Source organism: Proteiniborus sp. (genome assembly GCF_040308045.1).
Lineage (GTDB): Bacteria > Bacillota > Clostridia > Tissierellales > Proteiniboraceae > Proteiniborus.
The window spans coordinates 1-19,855 of sequence record NZ_JAWRHZ010000061.1 but is presented as its reverse complement, the minus strand read 5'-3'; the positions used below and the strand labels follow the sequence as shown (position 1 = coordinate 19,855).

The following is a 19,855-nucleotide window of genomic DNA, read 5'->3' as shown; positions in this document are numbered from 1 at the left end:
TGGCACTAGATTTGTCATACTAAGCATCAACCAATATATTTCCTTATTGTAATGATATTGTAATTTAACTGAGTAGTTTGCCCTGTCGATAATATTACTAGGACATATTTTTAAGGAGAGGATAGATTTGAAGAAAATCATAGCAACAATACTGTCGGTTTTAATGTTGATTACATTTATTCCAATTGACAACTTTGTAGTACTAGCTGCACCTGATGAACAGATAACTATTACCAGTATAGAACCTAATAAGGTTTCTGTAAATGGAGGAAGAATCACAGTACGAGGTGCTAACTTTGGAACAGATAAAGATAGTTCAGTAATAACAGCTACAGTAAGTCAGGGTATGAATGAGGAACAAGCCGTAATTAGAACAATAAGCAATACAGAAATGTCTATTCAAATACCTGAAGGCTCTTCTGGTTTAGCTTACTTAGATATAAATAGAGTAGGATTTGGTGGGGCAAGTAAAGAATTTACGTACATAGAAGACCCAGTTATAACAGGCGTAATTACAAATACAGAAATCAAAATACTAAGAGATTCCAAGGGTGAAATTCTTAAAAATCCTGATGGAACTGCAAAAAAAGAGAAGAATACTTATATTGAAATACAAGGACTTAACTTCAATCCTAGTGGCGAACAGAATAGTATTACGGAAGTGAAATTTTACGCAAAGGACGGAGCCGCTAGTGAACGTGTAGCAGAGATAATTTCCCAAGGCTCAGGTTTTATAAAAGTAAAGCTACCAGAAGGTTATACATATGGAGCATCGTATGATATTAAAGTCACTAATAAATATGGGACAACAGCCACAGCAACAGATAAGAACATTAAACTAGCAGCACATGATATAAGTGAGCTTTCTAAGCTTGTGGCTAATATCTTTACTGATTTAGATATACATGGTACAGGATTCCCATCTAAAGATAATTTAGAAGTATATATTGGAACTGCAGATGCAACTATTAACTTTAGCAATTCTAGTTCAATAAATGTCACAGTTCCACAAGTAGATTCTAGTGGTTATCATAATGTAAAAGTTGTAGATAAAGTAAATAATGCTGCTATTACTTTAGTAGGTGAATTACAAGTATTATCTGCACCAAAAGATTTTAAAGTAACATCCATAACCCCAAATGCAGGTACTAGGGATGGTGGAACTGAAGTAAGAGTAATAGGAACAAACCTTACTCGTGATATGAAAGTTATGTTTGCCGATAAAACAGCAGAATTTGTAAGATTTGAAACAAATGAAGATGGAACTACTGCAATAGTAGTCAGAACCCCTAGCTCTACAGACATTGGCTCTGTAAATGTAACGGTAATAAATACATTAGACAATGGACAGCAAATACTACCTAACGCATATAGATATACACAGGTTGCAAATGCACTAATGTTATCACAGATTAATCCAACTGAAGGACATGAAACAGGAGGAGAAAAAGTTTGGATTTACGGTAGGAACTTCCGGAAAGTAAATACTGATGGTGGCACAATAGTATCTGAAGAAAAACAAGCAGAATTATCTAGCGATAGGAAGGAACTAACATTTACAAGCGATAAAATGAAATATGAAGATCCACAAACAGGTGTACCTGTAGATGTTATAAGAAAAAGGGTGGTTAAAACAACATTTGGAGGTGCAGTTGCAGAGTTTGGAATACTTCATAATGATGAGGTGTTAGACCCTGATGATGTTGTAGCAATAAATCAAGATGATGCGATTCAGATGTTCTTTGTTTTAACTCCTCAAGTAGCTTTAAAGACTACAAAAGACACCTTAGTAGATGTAACAGTTGAGATAAAGACAAATTATTATAAGGTCGATGGTAGTGGAAATATAGATATTGACAATCCTATTGATTGGTTCACTGAAAAAGAGACCTTAGAAAAAGGATTTATATACAAGCCAGTTCCAAGCAAGCCAGAATTAGAAGTGGTTTATGGAAGCGAAGTTAAGAACATACCAGTTATAGATGAAAATACAACTGCATCTATGGTTAAAAAAGCATCTGGAGAAACAGTATTCATTTATGGTTATGATTTTAGAGAAGGTGCAAAGGTATACTTCTTTAAGGAAACGGATAAACCAATAAATGAGTACCTTGTACAAAAAAACCAAGGTCAGATTGTTGAAATTGTAACACTTGATGTTTCACCTATTACGGGAAAACCAATAAATAGAATTAAGGTGGCAGTTCCAAACATTGGCGAAATAGGTGAAGTTACAGTTGTGGTTCAGAACGCAGACGGACAAAGAACAAAAACAATTGGTGAATTTTTAAAAGCCAATCCCGACATAAATGCTAAAAGTAAAAAAGTAGAATTTAGACAGTTTTATTATCTAAGCACACCAAAGATTGACAAGGTAACACCAGAATTTGGAGCAACAGCTACAGAGCAAAGACCTTCACATAGACCAGTAGCATTGATTATAGGGGATATGTTTCTGGTAAATAGCTACATTGAAAATGATATAACAATAATAGAGAAACCAACTGTCTATGCTGTACCTAGGGAAATTCCAACAGAAGATATACTTTTAAGTCATCAAAATAAATCAGATATATACAAAGATTATATGGCTGAGGTTTTAGAAACTACTGTAGTAAAAGACCAAAAACTAATTGCTGTTGATGGAGCAAAAAATAAAATAGGGACTAAAATTTCAGTAAAATTGCCTAGTGTACCTTTTAATAAAGCAGGACTTCGAGACATAATAGTGATTAACCCAGATGGTGGTGTAGCTAGACTTTCAGGTGCCTTTGAATATAAAAAACCGAACCAAAATAAAAAATATAATGTAATATCAGTATCTCCAGATAAAGGGGCAATAGAAGGTGGTCAAAAAGTAACTATAGAAGCACAAGATTTTGATTATGATATCAAAGAAACACTTATAACAGTTACCATAGGCGGAGAATTAGCCAAGATAGAAAGCATAAAAAGATCTAATCAAGGAAATAATGTGCTTCTTGTAGAAATCACAACTCCGCCAGGGACAGAGGGAAAGAAAATACTTCAAGTAATAAATAACGCTGATGGCGGAACTGGTGAATCAGAATATACATACACCAGGGTATCTACCAACCCTAAGATAACCTCCATAACCCCTAAGCACGGAGGGCCATATACACAGGTTATTATAAAAGGGGATGACTTTGTACTTCCTAACCCTAGCGCTACAGATCCCTATGAAAGGGAAGGAACCAGAGTACTATTTAACGAGCACGAATTGAATTTAATAACTACAACAAAAGATCTTGATGATGGTACGACAGTAACATCAGAGGTTTACGTAGCAGATAAAAATACCATAATACTTACTTTACCAGATAATTTACCACTAGGCTTAAAGGACGTTATCATAATCAACCCAGACACAACAAGAGTCACAGTGAAAAATGGATTTACATATTTAAGTCCTAAGAGTGAACCTAAAATAGATTCTATAACACCAAATGAAGGTACTAGAGATGGTGGAACAAAGGTAGTTATCATAGGAGAAGACTTTAGAGAAGATAATATAGAAGTCTACTTTGGAGAGAAAAAAGGAGCAGTAGAGAAAGTCCAAGAAATAGAAGGTCAAAAATATAGACTTTTAGTCACTACACCTAGCTACCCAGTAGACGAAAAGATAACAGATAGAGTTAAAGTCCCAGTTACAGTCATAAATAGCGATGGAGGCTCAGTAACCGTACAAGATGGCTTTACATTTAGAGTACCAGGAAGCTTTCCTAAACTAACTTATTTAGATCCTAAGGAAGGCTCCACAGCAGGTTACGAAACGGTAATAATCAATGGAGACGATTTTAGATTTGATGATGTAAACAAAAACAGTAAGCCAGACGAAGGAGAAGCACTTCCAAAAGTATACTTTGGCTGGGAGGAAGCAGTAGAAGTTCAGTACTCGAGTTATGGAGTTCTTATAGTAAAGACACCACCAGGAGAAAAAGATGGACAAGTAGATGTTACAATAACTAACCCAGATGCTGGTACAGTTGTACTTAAGAATGGCTTTACATACAGAATGTCCAAGCCTACAATTACAAGTATTACACCAGATACCGTAACAAAATTTGGTGGAACAGAAGTAACAGTTGTAGGTACTGGATTTATTAATGGTAGAGCAGTTGGCGACCAAACAGGTGAAAACTTATCCCAGGATTCAGGAGATGCTTCTGCTCCAATCTATGGAGTAGATATAGATGTAGAAGTATTAATAGGTAACGAAGAAGCTTCATCAAAAATAGTTGGCAGATATGCAGAAGTAAATATAGGTGATATAAAAGTAACCTATGACAATAGAAATGTAGCCGTTCCAAACAAAGTAACAGTAAAATACAAGGATAATCCAGAAAAAGTATTTAAGCTAAGTCCTCAGCAGTCAAGAATTATAATATTACAGACAGGTACTGGAACTAAGGGAACAGAGGGTGTAAAGGTAGCCATAAAAGACAACTCGCTAGTAGTAACTAGAGGATTAGCTCCAGCAGTAAAATATGTAGACTCAAATACCCTTATAGTAACTACACCAGCAGTAGAAACTACAGGCACAAAAACTTTAAGGATAATTAATAGAGATAAAGGTACAGCAAATGGCAGTATAATTATCAAAAATCCTGATTCTAAGCCTGAAATAACAAATATAGAGCCGAAGAGAGAAGTGTTTAAAGCAGATGGCTCAAACGAAGTAGACTATTATGTTACAGAATCTACAATAGACGGAGGCTTGACCTTTACCATTACAGGTAAAGATTTTAGAAAAGGTGTAAGAGTAATGATAGGAAATCAAGAAGCAGAGATAATCTCAAAGAACAACGAAGAGACTTTGCTTTACGTTCGTTCACCAAAAGGAAGAGATATAGATGTGAATAAACCACTTAGAATAGTAGTCATCAACGATGATGGAGAAAGTGCAGACTCTGCTCTTTCAAAAATAGGAGATGCACAGGCACCTGCTTACTATATCTATAGACCAAAAGAAAGCAATCCAACAATAGAAAGTGTCAATCCAAACAGAGGAAGCATAGCAGGTGGAGATGAGATTAGAATTACAGGGAATGACTTTAGAATTGAAAATATTACAGTAAGAATAGGAGCCAGAGAAGCAAAAGTAATTACAAAAGAATCATCATATAAAGAGCTAGTAGTTATTACACCACCAGGAGATATATTAGGACCAGTAGATATATTTATTAGAAATGAGGCTGCCCTTGGGGAAGTAATCTTAAGAAATGGATTTACCTACTATTCAGACCCAGAAATAACAAGTATCACTCCAAGAGAAGTTCATAATACAGGAGGACAAAAAGTAACCATAAAAGGTAATATGTTTTTACCAGGAGTAAAAGTCTATATAGGAAATACGCAAGTTACAAATGTAAATCTAATAGATGAAAGAACAATTGAATTAATTGCACCTCCAGGAGAGCTTGGACCTAAAGATGTTAAAATAGAAAATACAGACGGAGGCTCATATACATTAAAAAATGGTATAACATATGTAGTTCCTGTGCCAGACAGTCCCACAGGATTTGTAGCATATCCTGGACATGAAAGGTCAATTACTTTAAGATGGAACAAAACAGAAGGAGCCCATAGATACAAGATATTTGGCACTACTAGGACAAGAGACGGATATGAGTTTATAGCAGAGACAGATTCACTTGAATATATTCTAAAAGACTTAAAGCCAGATACCAGATACTATTTCAGATTATGGGCAATAAATAAATATGGTGAATCAATAGACTATGACTATGCATCAGCAACCACGCTTAAATCCAAGTATGATGATGGAGATGATAAATACGACGAAACAGAATCCAAAGAAACAGTTGTCAATTATGCAAATGGAACAATATCAGTAGATTTTCCTAGAAGCTATAAGGGAAGTCAATACAACCTAGATCTTACAGATGCAAAATACAATAAATATGAAAAAATTAAGCTTACCATACCAATATCAGCTATAAGCTATAGTAGCGGAGGAATATGGCTAAATGCAAAGGATATAGCACTTTATGTTCCAATGTACAACCTAATGTTTAGCACATATTATACAGCAGCGAAAAAGGAAAATGATGCAAATGTAATAATAACAGTATCTAGACTTGATAGTACAGAAAAAGCTAAGCTTACAAAAGGGCTTACAAGAAAAGAAAAAGCTAAGTCAGAGGCTTATGGGATAGACATAGTGCTGCAAAACCAAAGGAGCTTAGAGACAATAAAAATAACAGAAGGAATAAACTTCACCATAAAGTTGGAATCAGGAGATTTAGTTAAAGATAATATATACTTAGCTAAGTTTAATCCAAAGGATAATAAGCTAAGCAAAGTAAACTCAAATATAACACAGTCCTATGACATAAGTAAGCTTCAATATATATACCATATATCAGCACAGGTTGAAGAAAACAGCAAGTTTATAGCTATATACAAGGAATAGAGGTGGTTGAATGTATAAAAATAACATAAAGGGGACATTAGCTCTTAGAGCATGTCCCCAAGTTTTAGTGTATTTGTTGATAATTATAATGACGTTATCTAACTTATCCACAGTTCATGCTCAAACCTATGACGGACTCACTCAATATGATGGTATTCAAAACTATAAAGCTCTAAAAAATAATATAAGCTTTACAGACATAGGAACTCATTGGGCAAAGGACTCAATAAACAGGATAAGTGCCCTATCAATTATAAGGGGATTAGGAGATGAAAAATTTGGTCCTGACAGAACAATATCAAGAGAAGAAGCAATATCCCTTATAATTCGCCTCATGGGGCTTGAATCAGAAGCACAGCTTCAAGGGCAGTCCATGGTAGACAATAGAGACACAGGAGGAGCAAAGATTCTCAGTACTGGAGATTATTGGGCTGATGGATATATAAAGATAGCATCAAATATAGGGATTATAGCACCAGAAGAAACAAGAGCTATAGAAACCCTAACAGAAAAAGAAAGAATAGCTTTAGAAGAGAGCTTAGCAAGCAGAATGGTCTCCTATGAAATCAAGGAAGCTTATACTCAAGCTCAGCTTAACAACATAAGAAGTCAACTACAAACCAAGTTAGAGAAAACTTATACATGGAAAAGACCTGTCTCAAGAGAACAGGTAGCAGTTTGGATAGCTAGAGCAGCAGGGCTTTCACCAATAACAGGCCAGTCTCAGCAAATAATATACAACCTGAAAGACTGGAGTAGCATAGATACAGCGAAACTCCCATTAATAGAAGCTGTTCTTCAAAAAGGCATTATGAAAGGCAATGAAAATAAAAGCTTTCTTCCAAAGGGTTCTATGAAGAGAGCAGAAATGGCAACTATTATAGATAACATACACTTAGACACACTAACTAACCAAGGTTACATCATAAAAACAGGAATAGTAGAAAGAATAGACACACTAACAGAATCAATAGACGGCACTACAAACAGAAAAAAAGTATTCATAATAAAAAATGATGATAGTACTTCATCAGCTATTACAGTTCAAGAATCAAACAAAGACATATTTAATAGAGGTTTCATAGCATATAAAAATGGGAAAATAATATATCCATCTGAAATATTAACCTATGACTATATTAGATACTATATAAATCCTGAGAATAATGTAATATTTGTAGAAGCCCTTTCAAATGAAAGAACAGAAATAGAAGGCTTTATACAAGAAATAAATCAAAACCAAGGCATCATGATTATAAAAGACTACTACAACAGAACATACAGCTTTAAAATAGCAGAAGGAGTAAATATAAGAGTAAATGACCTATGGGCTACGCTAGACGACCTTCTATATGGTCAAGAAGTAACTCTAAGAATAAGTAATGGCAACGTAGTAACTATAAATGGATACTTAGATATGGGAGAGCCTGAGTATATTCACCCTGGAGAAAGAATAGTCATAGGCAAAGTCCTATATATAGATAGAGAAAACGGGAAAATCGCACTTACACAAGACAATATACAGCAGGACTACATAATAGATCCATTTACACCAGTAGTAAAGAATAATACAAATGTAGGCATAAACAGCATAAAAGAAGGAGACATCATAAGGCTTGAATTTGATGAATATAAAGGGAATATGCCTATAAAAGCATATATAGCTCAACCAGACAGACAAATAGCAAATCTCTACAAGGCGGATATAGTGAACTATAATCCTAGCAGGAATGAGATAATTCTTCAAAGCCCTGCCTACTATGACAATACCCAGTGGAAAAACACTCCACAAGATACAAAGCTAACACTAAGTAGCGATTCAAGCATATATATAAATGGAAGAGCAATCACAAAAGAACTTCTAAAAAGCTACCTAGGAAGAGAAGCATATATAGCAACAGCTGACAACTTTGGTAAAGAAGAAGTTATTAAGCTAGTATTTAAAACAGGATACGAAAAGAAATATTATAACTCAATACAAGATATAGCATTTGGAGATGGGAAACTAAAAGTTGATTATAATGAGATGTACTTTGACGAAAGTACCATAATACTAAAAGATGGAAAGCTAATACATCCATATAATTTGAAAGAAGATGATGATGTATTTGTCATCTCACATGGGACAAGTACCCATACAGCTTCATTAATATCAGTAGAAGGCATAGAAGCTACAGGACTAGTAGTTTATAGAGGAAGAATAGACGATATAACTCAATATGGATTTGAGCTATACGACATAGACATAATAGAAGGAACAGAAAAGGATACAAAAAGACGAAGAGATTTTGATATAAGCGAAGATACAAAAATCATAGACACAAGATACGACGAAATAAAAGAAGTCACAGTAGAAGAATTTACAAACAGCAGATTCCTAAAAGACAGATATAGATGGGACGAAGAAAACTATATCAAAGAATATGTTTACGCCATAGGCTATGGAGATATGGTAGTAGCTATAGACATCATAGATAGAGACAAAGAAGGACAAGTAATATCCTCAGCAAATATTAGCTCAATATCTCGACAAGAGGATATGATTACACTTAAAGATATAAGAGACTGGAACCACTTTAGAGAAAGCTGGAACATAAACAAGTCAGAAGTAAACCTAGACGTAAAAGAAGCACTATTCATTAAAAACGGAAAACCAGCAACCCTAAACGATATACGAAACAGTGACAGTCTATATATAATAAGAAGAAATGATGAAGGGTATATCATTATTTGTAGATAGAGTAAATAAAAGTAAGAAATATAATAGAAATACTAAGCGAACATTTGCAGGATGCGACTACAGTTCTTAGCGAATGCAGATATAAAATCCGTTAAGCAACTTGCACTGTTTGAGCGTAGCGAGTTTGCAAGTTGTAGGATTTTATATCGGAATGAGCTTTAGAACTGTTCGTGTCCGAAACCGAGAGCGTGTATTTCTATTATATTTCGATGACACTTTATAAAAGGAGGCTGAAAATGAAAAAAATAATATCATTTTTAATTGCAGCAACATTAATCTTTACAGCTATGCCTAACTATGCAGTCTTGAACAACGCTGGCTTCGAAGGCGGCATACATAGAAACGAAAGAGACACCAAAAAAACAAAAGAATACAAAGAGATGATTTTCATCACAGGAAATCCAACCATATTACATGGTACAGTAGAAATAAAAGAAACAGACAAAAAGCTTAGCTATAAATACAATCTTACAAGCAAAGACAAAACTATAACTCTTAAGAGAACCATAGATTTATCCAGAGAAATAGACAATAACACTTACCACAGACAAGCAATAGAAGTAAATAGCCTCACAAAATACAAAGAAACCATAAACGTAGAGACAGGGGACACAGAAGTAGAATATGAACTAACAGACTATCAACTACACAATTCAACCATAGACGATAATCAGCCAACAGTGACCTACTACCAAGGAGGTTGGGGAGGCACAAAAGTATACTCAATAAACGAAACAGAAGGAAAAGTAATAGAAGAAATAACAGGAGACATCTATGGATATGACCACTATTGGGGAGGCACAGAAACACAAAAGATACACAAGGACATTACCTTTATAACAGAAGATGAAAACTACAAGGAAGAAAAACAATACGGTTATGTAGATATAGATGTATCTTTCAATAGAACAAAGAAAATGGAATACTTCGACAATCTTCCATATCAGACAAGCTTTGACGGAGGCTATACTCTAACAGAACAAGACGAAACAGTGATGAAATACACATATACACTGCCAGCAATAGATAAAAATGGTACTGTAAGCAAGCGTAAAAACATAGGAGAAGGAGTAGAACGCTTCGATACATTGCCAACACAGAAAAAACTCTTTATTCCCAAATTTGAAGATACAAAAGGTAACTGGGCAGAATGGGATATAAAAAGACTAGCAGGGCTTCAAGTAATAGATGGCACAAGAAAACACTTTGGACCAGGTCTTAACATGAAAAGATCGGACTTTGCTAAATGGCTTGTATTAGCTATGGATTTAGCATATGAAGAAGAGACTACTAGTAGAAGAATATCTAGAAGACAAGAAGAAAAGCCAGCATTATTTGCAGATATTTCAGCTGAATATCCAGACTACCAATATATCAAAGCAATAAAAGAAAGAGAAATAATGAGCGGAGTAGGAGACAATAAATTTTTACCAGAGGGAAATCTTACAAGAGCAGAGGCCATAACCATAGTTATAAGATCCCTAGGTCTAGAGAGGTTAGCGCCAAACCCACCATTTAAAACAAGATTTAGAGACGATAATAAAATACCTCTCTGGGCTAAAAAGTCAATATATATAGCAGATCAGATAGGCATAGCAAGAGGAACCTCAGACGGATATATATATCCAGATGAATACATGACAAAAGCAGAAGCAGCTGCATTCATAAATAGATTCATCACATATCTTCAAGAAGATATGAAAATAGGATACAGAGAAAATCTATTAAATTACTAAACAGAGAGAGAGCCTAGGACAAGCCTAGACTCTCTTTATTTAACTCTTTTTATATCTCTAGAAAGTTCAATTATTTTATTTTCATTATGAGCAGTTTTTGCAGTGAGACTATTAACTTCTATTTTTAGTTCATCCATTCCAGATTGAAGTTTTTCAATGCCCTCTCTATTTTTCTGAACTTCAACCTCAAGCCTTTCAATGCCCTCTCTATTTTTCTGAACTTCAACCTCAAGCCTTTCAATGCCCTCTCTGTTTTTCTGAACTTCAACCTCAAGCCTTTCAATGCCCTCTCTGTTTTCTTGAATTTCAGCCTTTAATTCAGTTCTAAGACCTTGAATTTCATCTTTAAGTTCAGTTCTGACACCTTGAATTTCAGTTTTTAATTCTTTTTTAGTACCTTGTAGTTCAAAATACAATTTCTCAAGCAAATCCATTATTTTTTCCTCATTATTCACCCTTTTCACCTCCAACCTTTTTCCGCTTCATTTCTTAAATACATTCTATCATAAAAACATTTAATGTAAATACTTTTTCATTCCGAACGAAGTGAGGAATCTCTTAACACTAATTTGTAATATTAATGAAATATTAGATTATCTCTCCAATGATATAATATAAATGGGAGGGATGTATAATGAAAAGAAACATTGTACTTATTTTAATCATAGCCCTCTTCCTAGGCTCATTAACTGTATATGCAGATATAGACATAAACTTTAAGGGGCATTGGGCAGAGAGCATCATAGACAAACAATTTATGCAAGATCATTTTAGATACTTGTTAAAGGAAGATACAAAAGCATCAGACTTAAATAATACCTTAGATAAGAAATACTTTATATTATCACTTTATACTATATTAAACAGCCATCAAAAAGAAAGTATTGATAAAAACACCGAAAGTACTAATATAGAAAACGCAGCAAGATACCTTAAAGGAAAACAGATACTAGAGAAAGACAGCAATGTAGAAGGTAAACTAACTAGAAAAGAAGCTGTAAAATATGTTGTAAAGGCCCTAGAACTTTCAAGAGAAATACAACTAGCAGATACTAGCTTTTTGCCATTTAAAGATATATTAGGTCTAGATGACGAATACAAAAAATATATCTCAAAGGCTAGCATGATGGGTATAGTAAAAGGCTATGGCGACAGTACATTTAGACCAGAAGAAAATATTACGGCAATAGAAGGTATTATTTTCTTACAAAGATTAAAAGGTGAGATAGAAGAAATGAATAAAAACATACCGTTCTCAGTAGTAGAAGAAAAGTGGTCAGGAACAGGCACAAACAATCTAGTAACTACAAAACAAAGCAGTGGCAAGATTCTAGTCACAGTAACAAAGGAGTTTCCTACATCAGGATATAACATGACAGTAACTAGAGTAGAGAAGTATGCTCCTGGCAAATACAAGATTCATGTAAGTACTAAAGCACCTGCAGCAAATAGAATAGTACTTCAGGTCATATCATATAAAAATGTAACTATAGAAATAGATAGAAAACTGCTAGACAGCGGGAGCTATACATTTGAAATATCAGGCTCAAGCCCAGCACTTAAGTTAAAGTAACAACGTAAAATGGCATGCTGACCATATTTATGTTATACTGAACACTACTTTTTGTCATCCTGGGCTATAGCGAAGGATTTCATCCACGAAAGGAGAAAAACATGAACATAAAAAATCTAACTAAAAAAGGAACAATCTTCATACTTATACTTACAATTATCATATCAACGCCTAGTACATTAGTCTTTAGTGAAGCAGAAAGCATTCAGCAGCAACAAGAAATAGATCTACAACAAGACTTAGAGTTTTTAGGTAAGCTGATTAAGTTCATAAAAGCTAACTATGCATATGAAGTAACTGAAGAAGAGCTAATGGAAGGAGCCATGAAGGGATTATTTTACTATCTTGATGATTATAGCTTCTATTATAATAAGGAAGAGTTTGAAGAGCTTACTCAAACAGTATCAGGAGACTTCGGAGGCATAGGACTACACATAACAGAAAAGAATGGTCATGTAACAGTATTGACACCTATAAACGGTACCCCGGGATTTAGAGCAGGAATAAAACCAGATGACATCGTAGTATCAGTAGACGACATAGACATAAAAGGCTTTACATCAAAACAAGCAGCAGATCTCATGAGAGGAGAGCCAGGTTCAAAAGTTAAACTAGGTATAGTGAGAGAAGGAGAGCCAAAAGTTCTTTATTTTGACATAGTGAGAGAGCTTATAATTATAAACCCAATAGAATATGAAATACTCAAAGACAATATTGGTTACATAAAAATAATAGAGTTTAATGAACATACATTAGAAAATGTACTTAAAGCATTAGGTCAATTTAAAATTGAAAAAGTAGATAAAGTAATATTTGATGTACGAAACAACCCAGGAGGTAGTTTAAATGAAGTAGTTAATGTACTTAGATTTCTGGTACCTAGAGGGCCCATAGTTCATATAAAATATTCAAATGGAGAAATAGCAACATACAATTCATATAACGACGATGTAAACTTTAAGCTTGCAGTACTAGTGAATAAAGGTAGTGCTAGTGCATCAGAAATATTTGCAGGAGCTATAAAAGACCTAGGGGTAGGTACTATCATAGGAACTACTACCTTTGGGAAGGGCACAGTGCAGTCAATCATGCCCCTAGTAAATGGTGGAGGAATTAAACTAACTATAGCAGAATATCTTACAGCTAATATGAATCCAGTAAATAAAGTAGGTATAGAACCGGATATAATAGTAGAGAATAAAACAGAAGAAGACCTACAGCTTAAAAAGGCGATACAAGTGCTAAAAGAACAGTAGCTGAACAGTAGTTAAACAATAGTTAAACAATCGTTAAGGCTATCGTTCAAATTGTCATTCTGAGCGTTAGCGAAGAATCTCTCTTTATGTCTTATTGACATATGAAAACCCTTAAGATAAAATACTATAGTTGTTTAATAAAATATCGGAGACACAGTTAAGACAAGGAGGTATAAATTACATGTCCACCAAATACATTTTCGTAACAGGGGGGGTAGTATCCTCACTGGGAAAAGGAATCACAGCAGCAGCATTAGGACAGTTATTAAAAGCAAGAGGGATTAAAGTAAGTATCCAGAAATTTGACCCATATATAAATGTAGACCCAGGCACCATGAGTCCATATCAGCATGGAGAAGTATTCGTAACAGATGACGGTGCGGAAACAGACCTAGACTTAGGACACTATGAAAGATTCATAGACATTAACCTAAGCAAATATTCAAACGTAACTACAGGAAAAATATACTGGTCTGTACTCAATAAAGAAAGAAAAGGTGAATACCTAGGGAGGACAGTACAAGTCATACCTCACATAACAAACGAAATAAAAGAAAGAGTATTCAGAGTAGCAAAAGACAAAGATGTAGATGTAGTTATTACAGAAATCGGAGGAACAGTAGGAGACATAGAGAGTTTACCATTCCTTGAAGCTATTAGACAGATTAAATATGACATAGGAAAAGAAAATGTAATGTATATCCACGTTACACTAGTACCTTATTTATCAAAGGCAGGAGAACTAAAAACTAAGCCTACACAGCACAGTGTAAAAGAGCTTATGAGTATAGGTATCCGTCCAGACGTATTAGTATGTAGATCAGAACATCCTTTATCACAAGAAATGAAGGATAAAATAGCACTATTCTGTGACATGGACTCAAATCATGTAATACAAAATCTAGATGCAGAAACACTTTACGAAGTACCTATGCTATTAGAAGAAGAAGGACTACCAAGTCTAGCTATCGAACATTTAGGATTAAAATGTAATGAACCAGATTTAAAAGAATGGACAGACATGCTTGAAAAAGCTAAAAGCCCAAAAGGAAAAGTAAATATAGCATTAGTAGGTAAATATGTAGAGCTAAAAGACGCTTATCTATCAGTAGCAGAAGCCCTTAGACATGCAGGCATAGCTAACGAGGTAGATATAGATATAGATTGGGTACAGTCAGAAGACATGGATGAAGATAATTGTGGTAAATTACTTAAAAATGCAGACGGTATATTAGTACCAGGTGGATTTGGAGATAGAGGAGTAGAAGGAAAGATTTGTGCAATTAAGTATGCAAGAGAAAATAAAATACCATTCCTAGGCATATGCTTAGGTATGCAAATGGCAGTAGTAGAATTTGCACGAAATGTTGCAGGATTAAAAGGAGCACACAGCTCAGAATTAAAAGAGGATACCCCTTACCCAGTTATCGACCTTATGCCAGAGCAAAGAGATATAGACAGCCTAGGAGGAACTATGAGACTTGGTCTATATCCATGTAAACTTACAGAAGGCGCAAAGGCAATGGAAGCATACCAAGACGAACTTATATATGAAAGACATAGACACAGATATGAGTTTAATAACGAGTTTAGAGATAAGATGCTAGAGCATGGACTAGTTATAAGTGGAGTATCACCAGATGAAAGATTAGTAGAGATAGTAGAGCTAAAGGACCATCCATGGTTCGTAGCAGTACAGTTCCACCCAGAATTTAAGTCAAGACCTACTAGAAGTCATCCACTATTTAGAGAGTTCATAAAAGCAGCGAAGGCCAATACCAACAGCTTATAAAATGTCATCCTGAGTATATAAAACTGTCATCATGAGCACCAATTATGCGTCATCATGAGCACCACCACGTGTTATCCTGAGCGAAGCGAAGGATTTCGCTTTAAACTGTAAAGCAAATGTAATACAACTGTAATGTTAATTTCAGTAATTATGTTATATAATAACTAGTGTAGTAGTGAGGCAAGAAATGCCCAATATTACATTTTCATTACAAACATACTTGTCTAATTGACGGACAAATGTGTTAGTGCTATAATTAGGAATAGAATGCAGGTAATATACATATTGCCTAATTCTACAAGTATAAGTCCAGATTGGTTTCGGAAGGAGTTACAATCTGAACTACAAGCTTTAAATTCCTTCACAAGAAAAAAATATAATTATATTATAGGGAGGTTTTATTCAATGAAGAAAGTTTTATCATTAGTACTAGTACTTACATTAGTACTTGGTAGCTTCAGCTTCGCTTTCGCAGCTCCAAACGACGTAGTTGGAACTGAATATGAAGATGCTGTTGAAAGACTAGGCCAATTAGGCATATTCACTGGCTACCCAGATGGTACATTCAAACCAAATAATACTATAACAAGATCAGAATTTGCTGCAGTAGTAGTTAGAGCAAAAGGATTAGAACCAGCTGCTTTAGCTGCAAAAGGTACTACAGCGTTCGCAGATGTTCCAGCAGAAAACTGGGCATCAGGATACGTTAACATAGCAAGCAAAATGGGCTTTGTTAAAGGATATCCAAATGGCAACTTTGGTCTAAATGACCCTATCACTTATGAACAAGCTGTTACTCTAGTAGTTAGAGTACTTGGCTATGAACAAGCTGCAGAAGCTAGAGGAGGATATCCATATGGATACCTAATCGTAGCTAACGAAAATGGTTTACTTGATGCAGTTAAAGGAACTCAAGGACTTCCAGCTCCTAGAGGACTAGTAGCTCAATTAGTTGACAATGCACTTGAAATTCCAATGATGATTCAAGTTGGATACGGTGCACAAACTAAATGGGTTGTATCAGGAACAGAAGATACTGAAGAAAGATTATTATTAGATGATCTTGGATTTGAAAAAATAGTTGGAAGAATGACTGAAAAAGTTAATGATGACAATGAGATTACACTAACTGACAAAAATGACAAAGATCATGTGTTAGTAGTTGCGGAAGATTTTGATTCAGAAGCTAATTTTGGATTAAAGTTAACTGCATGGGTAAATGGCAAAGATGAAGTAGCGGTATATACAGTTAATGAAACACCAATTTATGATGCTGTAGAATATGATGCTGATGACAACGTATTAACAGTTGTTGCTGCAGAAGATGACTATGATATGGCTGATGATGTTGTTGTATATGCTAACGGTTCATTAGTTAAGAAACTTAGCGATATAAAAGCATCATATGACTATGCTAAAGTAGTTGTTGTAGATAAAAAAGTTGTATTTGTTGATGCTTATGAATTAAAAGGATACTTTGTTGTAAGTGAAGTAGATGGAAATGTTGCATATGACTTCAATGACGATGAAGTAAACCTAAAAGATTATACAATAGTAAAAGAAGGAAAAACAATAGCTGTAGCTGACTTAGAAGAAGGAGACAACTTGTTTTTCAACAAAACTGCTAAATATGCAGAAGTTTATAACGATAGCGTAACTGGTAAAGTAGATAAAGCATATGATGATTCCTTCAAACTTGATGGAACTACTTATGGATGGGCAGACTATGCTTTATATTTAGAAGATGAAGAATTAGCAGAATTAACTCATGAAGTTATTGCTTCAATGATGGATGAAGAAGGAACAGTTGAATTATTCTTTAATAGAGTTGGCGATGTAGTTCTAGTTGCTGGAGATACAGGTGCAGCTGATACATCTAACTATTATGGACTTGTAACAGCAAAAGCAGAAAAATTTGAAATAAGAAATAAAGATTACTTTAATTTAGATGTATTAAACAAAGAAGAAAAAGTTGTAAAATATGATGTTCTATTAAAAGATGGCGATAAATTACCAACTATCGAAGCAGGAGAAGTAGTTATAGTTACTGTAGATGAAGATGGTGAGTATGATAGTTATTCAGCTTTTTCAGCAACTAAGAAAGTAACTACTGATGCAAAATTAACTGATAAATATGTTGGTTCATACAGATTACAAGATAGTGCTTTAGTATTCTGGGCAGAAGAAGATACTGATGGCAATTCAAATTACGCTAAAGCTGAAGTTATGACTTGGGCAGAAGCTGCTGATGAATTTAGCGAAGTTACAGGTGCTACATTCTATGCTAACTCAGCTAATAAAGTTGTAGCTGTAGTAGTTACAAAATCTAATGCAGACACTGATCCTTTAACACATACTGGATTGGTTACAAGTGTTAGAAAGTTCAGTAGTTCTACAGATAAATGGGAAATAACAATTCAGGTAGATGGAGAAGCAAAAGTATTAGTTACAGATACTAGTAAAGTAAAAGCAGTAGGCGAAATAAAAGGCACTTTTGTAACATTAACAGTTGGAAATACTACAGGGTTAGTTACAAAAATTGAAGACGCTGCTATTAAATCAGGAAAAATTGATACACTTAGCACTTCAGGCAAAACTATTACAGTTGCAGGAGATGTTTACAGATTAGTTGATGGTTTTGTAGTATACAATGAAAAGAATAAAGAAATAGCTCTAAGAGATCTAAATGATGGAGATACAGTAACATTAGCTCTTGACGAAGCTGATACTATATTTGTTAAGTATGTAAAGAGAACTGCAGTTGCTTCAGCAGATGGTGGCAGTGGAGAAGAGACAGAAAAAGCAACATTTGAATTAGCATTTAATGCTAGAGGAAATGTTTGGGTAACAATTGATGGAACTGACTACTTATATGGTGGTGCAAAAACAGCAACAGAATTAAACGAAGCATACAAAGGTAAGGAAGTTGAATTTGTTACAAAAACTGTAGACAGCGAGACAGTTGTAGTAAGTATCGAACTTGCTGAATAAGCAAGAATAATTGAAATAACAAGAAATAGTGCTAGACACTTAACTTATTGAGATGATGATTCTCAATTAAAGAAAGAGACCCCAATGGGCAAAGGAGAAATCTTAAGCCCATGGGGTCTCTTCTTTTTTGGGCTATATTTCAACAAAGGCAAGGTGCAGGCACCTTGTCCCAGTTTTAATTATATAAAGAAAATTAATTCTGAAGCTAAATATATTGTTTTAAAGATATGAAGTAAATGATATACTAGAAGTACATAATAATAATGAAGGAGGGCTTAGGGATGGATGATAAGGTTTTTAGTTTGTTAGAAAAAACGTTGAAATAAGGGTAATTAATGGGACAAAATAAGGGGTGAGGAAGATAGGAAACTTGTCACACTCAAAAACTCAAACAACAGAGATTTAGCATTTAAAAATTCTTTAAGACGTTAGTCCTTTGTTGTGTGAGCTTTTGAAGTAATTAATAATAAAATTAAGTCAAAATAAGTGTATTATTAATATATAGGGAGGAATAGTTTATGAAAAGACTTTTGTCACTTGTTTTAGTTATTGTTATGATTTTTTCAATGAGCATTGTTACATATGCAGAGAATAAAGATGTAGAAAATGAAGTTGTCAATGAACTTGATCCAGACACAGAAATAGAATTAAGCCTTGAGCAGGCTATAGACTATGCTTTAGAACATAGTAGAGATATGAGAATACAAGATTTAGATATGAAGAGAGCAGAGCTTAAGTATGATCAAGATAGAAAGACGTTGAGGGATTACCGAAACAACAAAGAACTAATAGATGCTGCTGCAAATGCATCTAGAGAGGAGAAAGCTTTTATTGACTTTGATATATTAACTATTGTAGACCAAAAAGAATATTTTGACCTTGGCATTCTAGACAGACAAGCCAAACTTTCAAAACAAATATCAACCTGGAACAAAGAAATAAAAGAAAATGAAATAAAATACAATGTTGAAAAAGCATACTTTGATTTGTCTCAAAGTGAAAAAGATTTAGAGATAGCTAAGGAAGGCTTTGAATTGGCTAATAGACAATATGAGCAGAGTAAAAAAATGTATGAGCTAGGTACCATCTCACATCAACAGCTGCTATCAGTAGAACTTGCAGTATCTCAAGCTCAATCAGGTTTTGACATGGCTGAAATGGGTTATGAGTTGCAAAAGATGAGTTTCAACAATACGTTAGGACTTTCATTAGGACAAAAAATAAAGCTTACTGACAAAATAGAATATAAAGAGCATGAAGAAATAAAGCTAGAAGAATCCATGGAAACTGCTAGAGATAACAGTGCAATG

Annotated in this window: 9 protein-coding genes; 8 read left to right on the top strand and 1 reads right to left on the bottom strand. The window is 34.4% G+C overall.

Annotated features, from left to right (window positions below; genetic code table 11):
• The first annotated feature begins 127 nt into the window (after positions 1-127).
• The 3 genes from ABV008_RS13070 to ABV008_RS13060 all read left to right on the top strand — a co-directional run bounded on the left by ABV008_RS13070 (position 128) and on the right by ABV008_RS13060 (position 10,933).
• The gene (locus tag ABV008_RS13070; RefSeq protein WP_352420277.1) at positions 128-6,457 is read left to right on the top strand and encodes an IPT/TIG domain-containing protein; all 6,330 of its coding nucleotides are present in this window, start codon (positions 128-130) and stop codon (positions 6,455-6,457) included.
• 10 nt (positions 6,458-6,467) lie between these two features.
• Positions 6,468-9,197, top strand: a complete 2,730-nt coding sequence (locus ABV008_RS13065; RefSeq protein ID WP_352420276.1) for an S-layer homology domain-containing protein — start codon at positions 6,468-6,470, stop codon at positions 9,195-9,197.
• Positions 9,198-9,433: 236 nt separating this feature from the next.
• Positions 9,434-10,933, top strand: coding sequence for an S-layer homology domain-containing protein (locus ABV008_RS13060; protein WP_352420275.1), 1,500 nt, complete (start codon positions 9,434-9,436; stop codon positions 10,931-10,933).
• Between the two features lie 35 nt (positions 10,934-10,968).
• Here the strand turns inward: ABV008_RS13060 and ABV008_RS13055 are convergent, their stop codons facing one another.
• Complete coding sequence (locus ABV008_RS13055) at positions 10,969-11,388, bottom strand: hypothetical protein (protein WP_352420274.1); 420 nt, start codon at positions 11,386-11,388, stop codon at positions 10,969-10,971.
• 179 nt (positions 11,389-11,567) lie between these two features.
• Between ABV008_RS13055 and ABV008_RS13050 the strand changes: the two genes are divergently transcribed.
• The 5 genes from ABV008_RS13050 to ABV008_RS13030 form a co-directional block, all read left to right on the top strand.
• On the top strand, positions 11,568-12,506 hold the full coding sequence (locus ABV008_RS13050) for an S-layer homology domain-containing protein (RefSeq protein ID WP_352420273.1): 939 nt from the start codon (positions 11,568-11,570) through the stop codon (positions 12,504-12,506).
• Between the two features lie 101 nt (positions 12,507-12,607).
• Positions 12,608-13,762 carry a S41 family peptidase gene (locus tag ABV008_RS13045; protein ID WP_352420272.1) on the top strand — a complete coding sequence of 385 codons (1,155 nt, stop codon included), beginning with the start codon at positions 12,608-12,610 and terminating at the stop codon, positions 13,760-13,762.
• 181 nt (positions 13,763-13,943) lie between these two features.
• On the top strand, positions 13,944-15,554 hold the full coding sequence (gene pyrG / locus ABV008_RS13040; protein WP_352420271.1) for a CTP synthase: 1,611 nt from the start codon (positions 13,944-13,946) through the stop codon (positions 15,552-15,554).
• 405 nt (positions 15,555-15,959) lie between these two features.
• Positions 15,960-18,545 (top strand): S-layer homology domain-containing protein, encoded by a 2,586-nt coding sequence (locus tag ABV008_RS13035; protein WP_352420270.1) that lies wholly within the window; start codon positions 15,960-15,962, stop codon positions 18,543-18,545.
• 518 nt (positions 18,546-19,063) lie between these two features.
• Positions 19,064-19,855 (top strand): TolC family protein (locus ABV008_RS13030; RefSeq protein WP_352420269.1); only part of this gene is annotated, 792 nt, incomplete at its 3' end.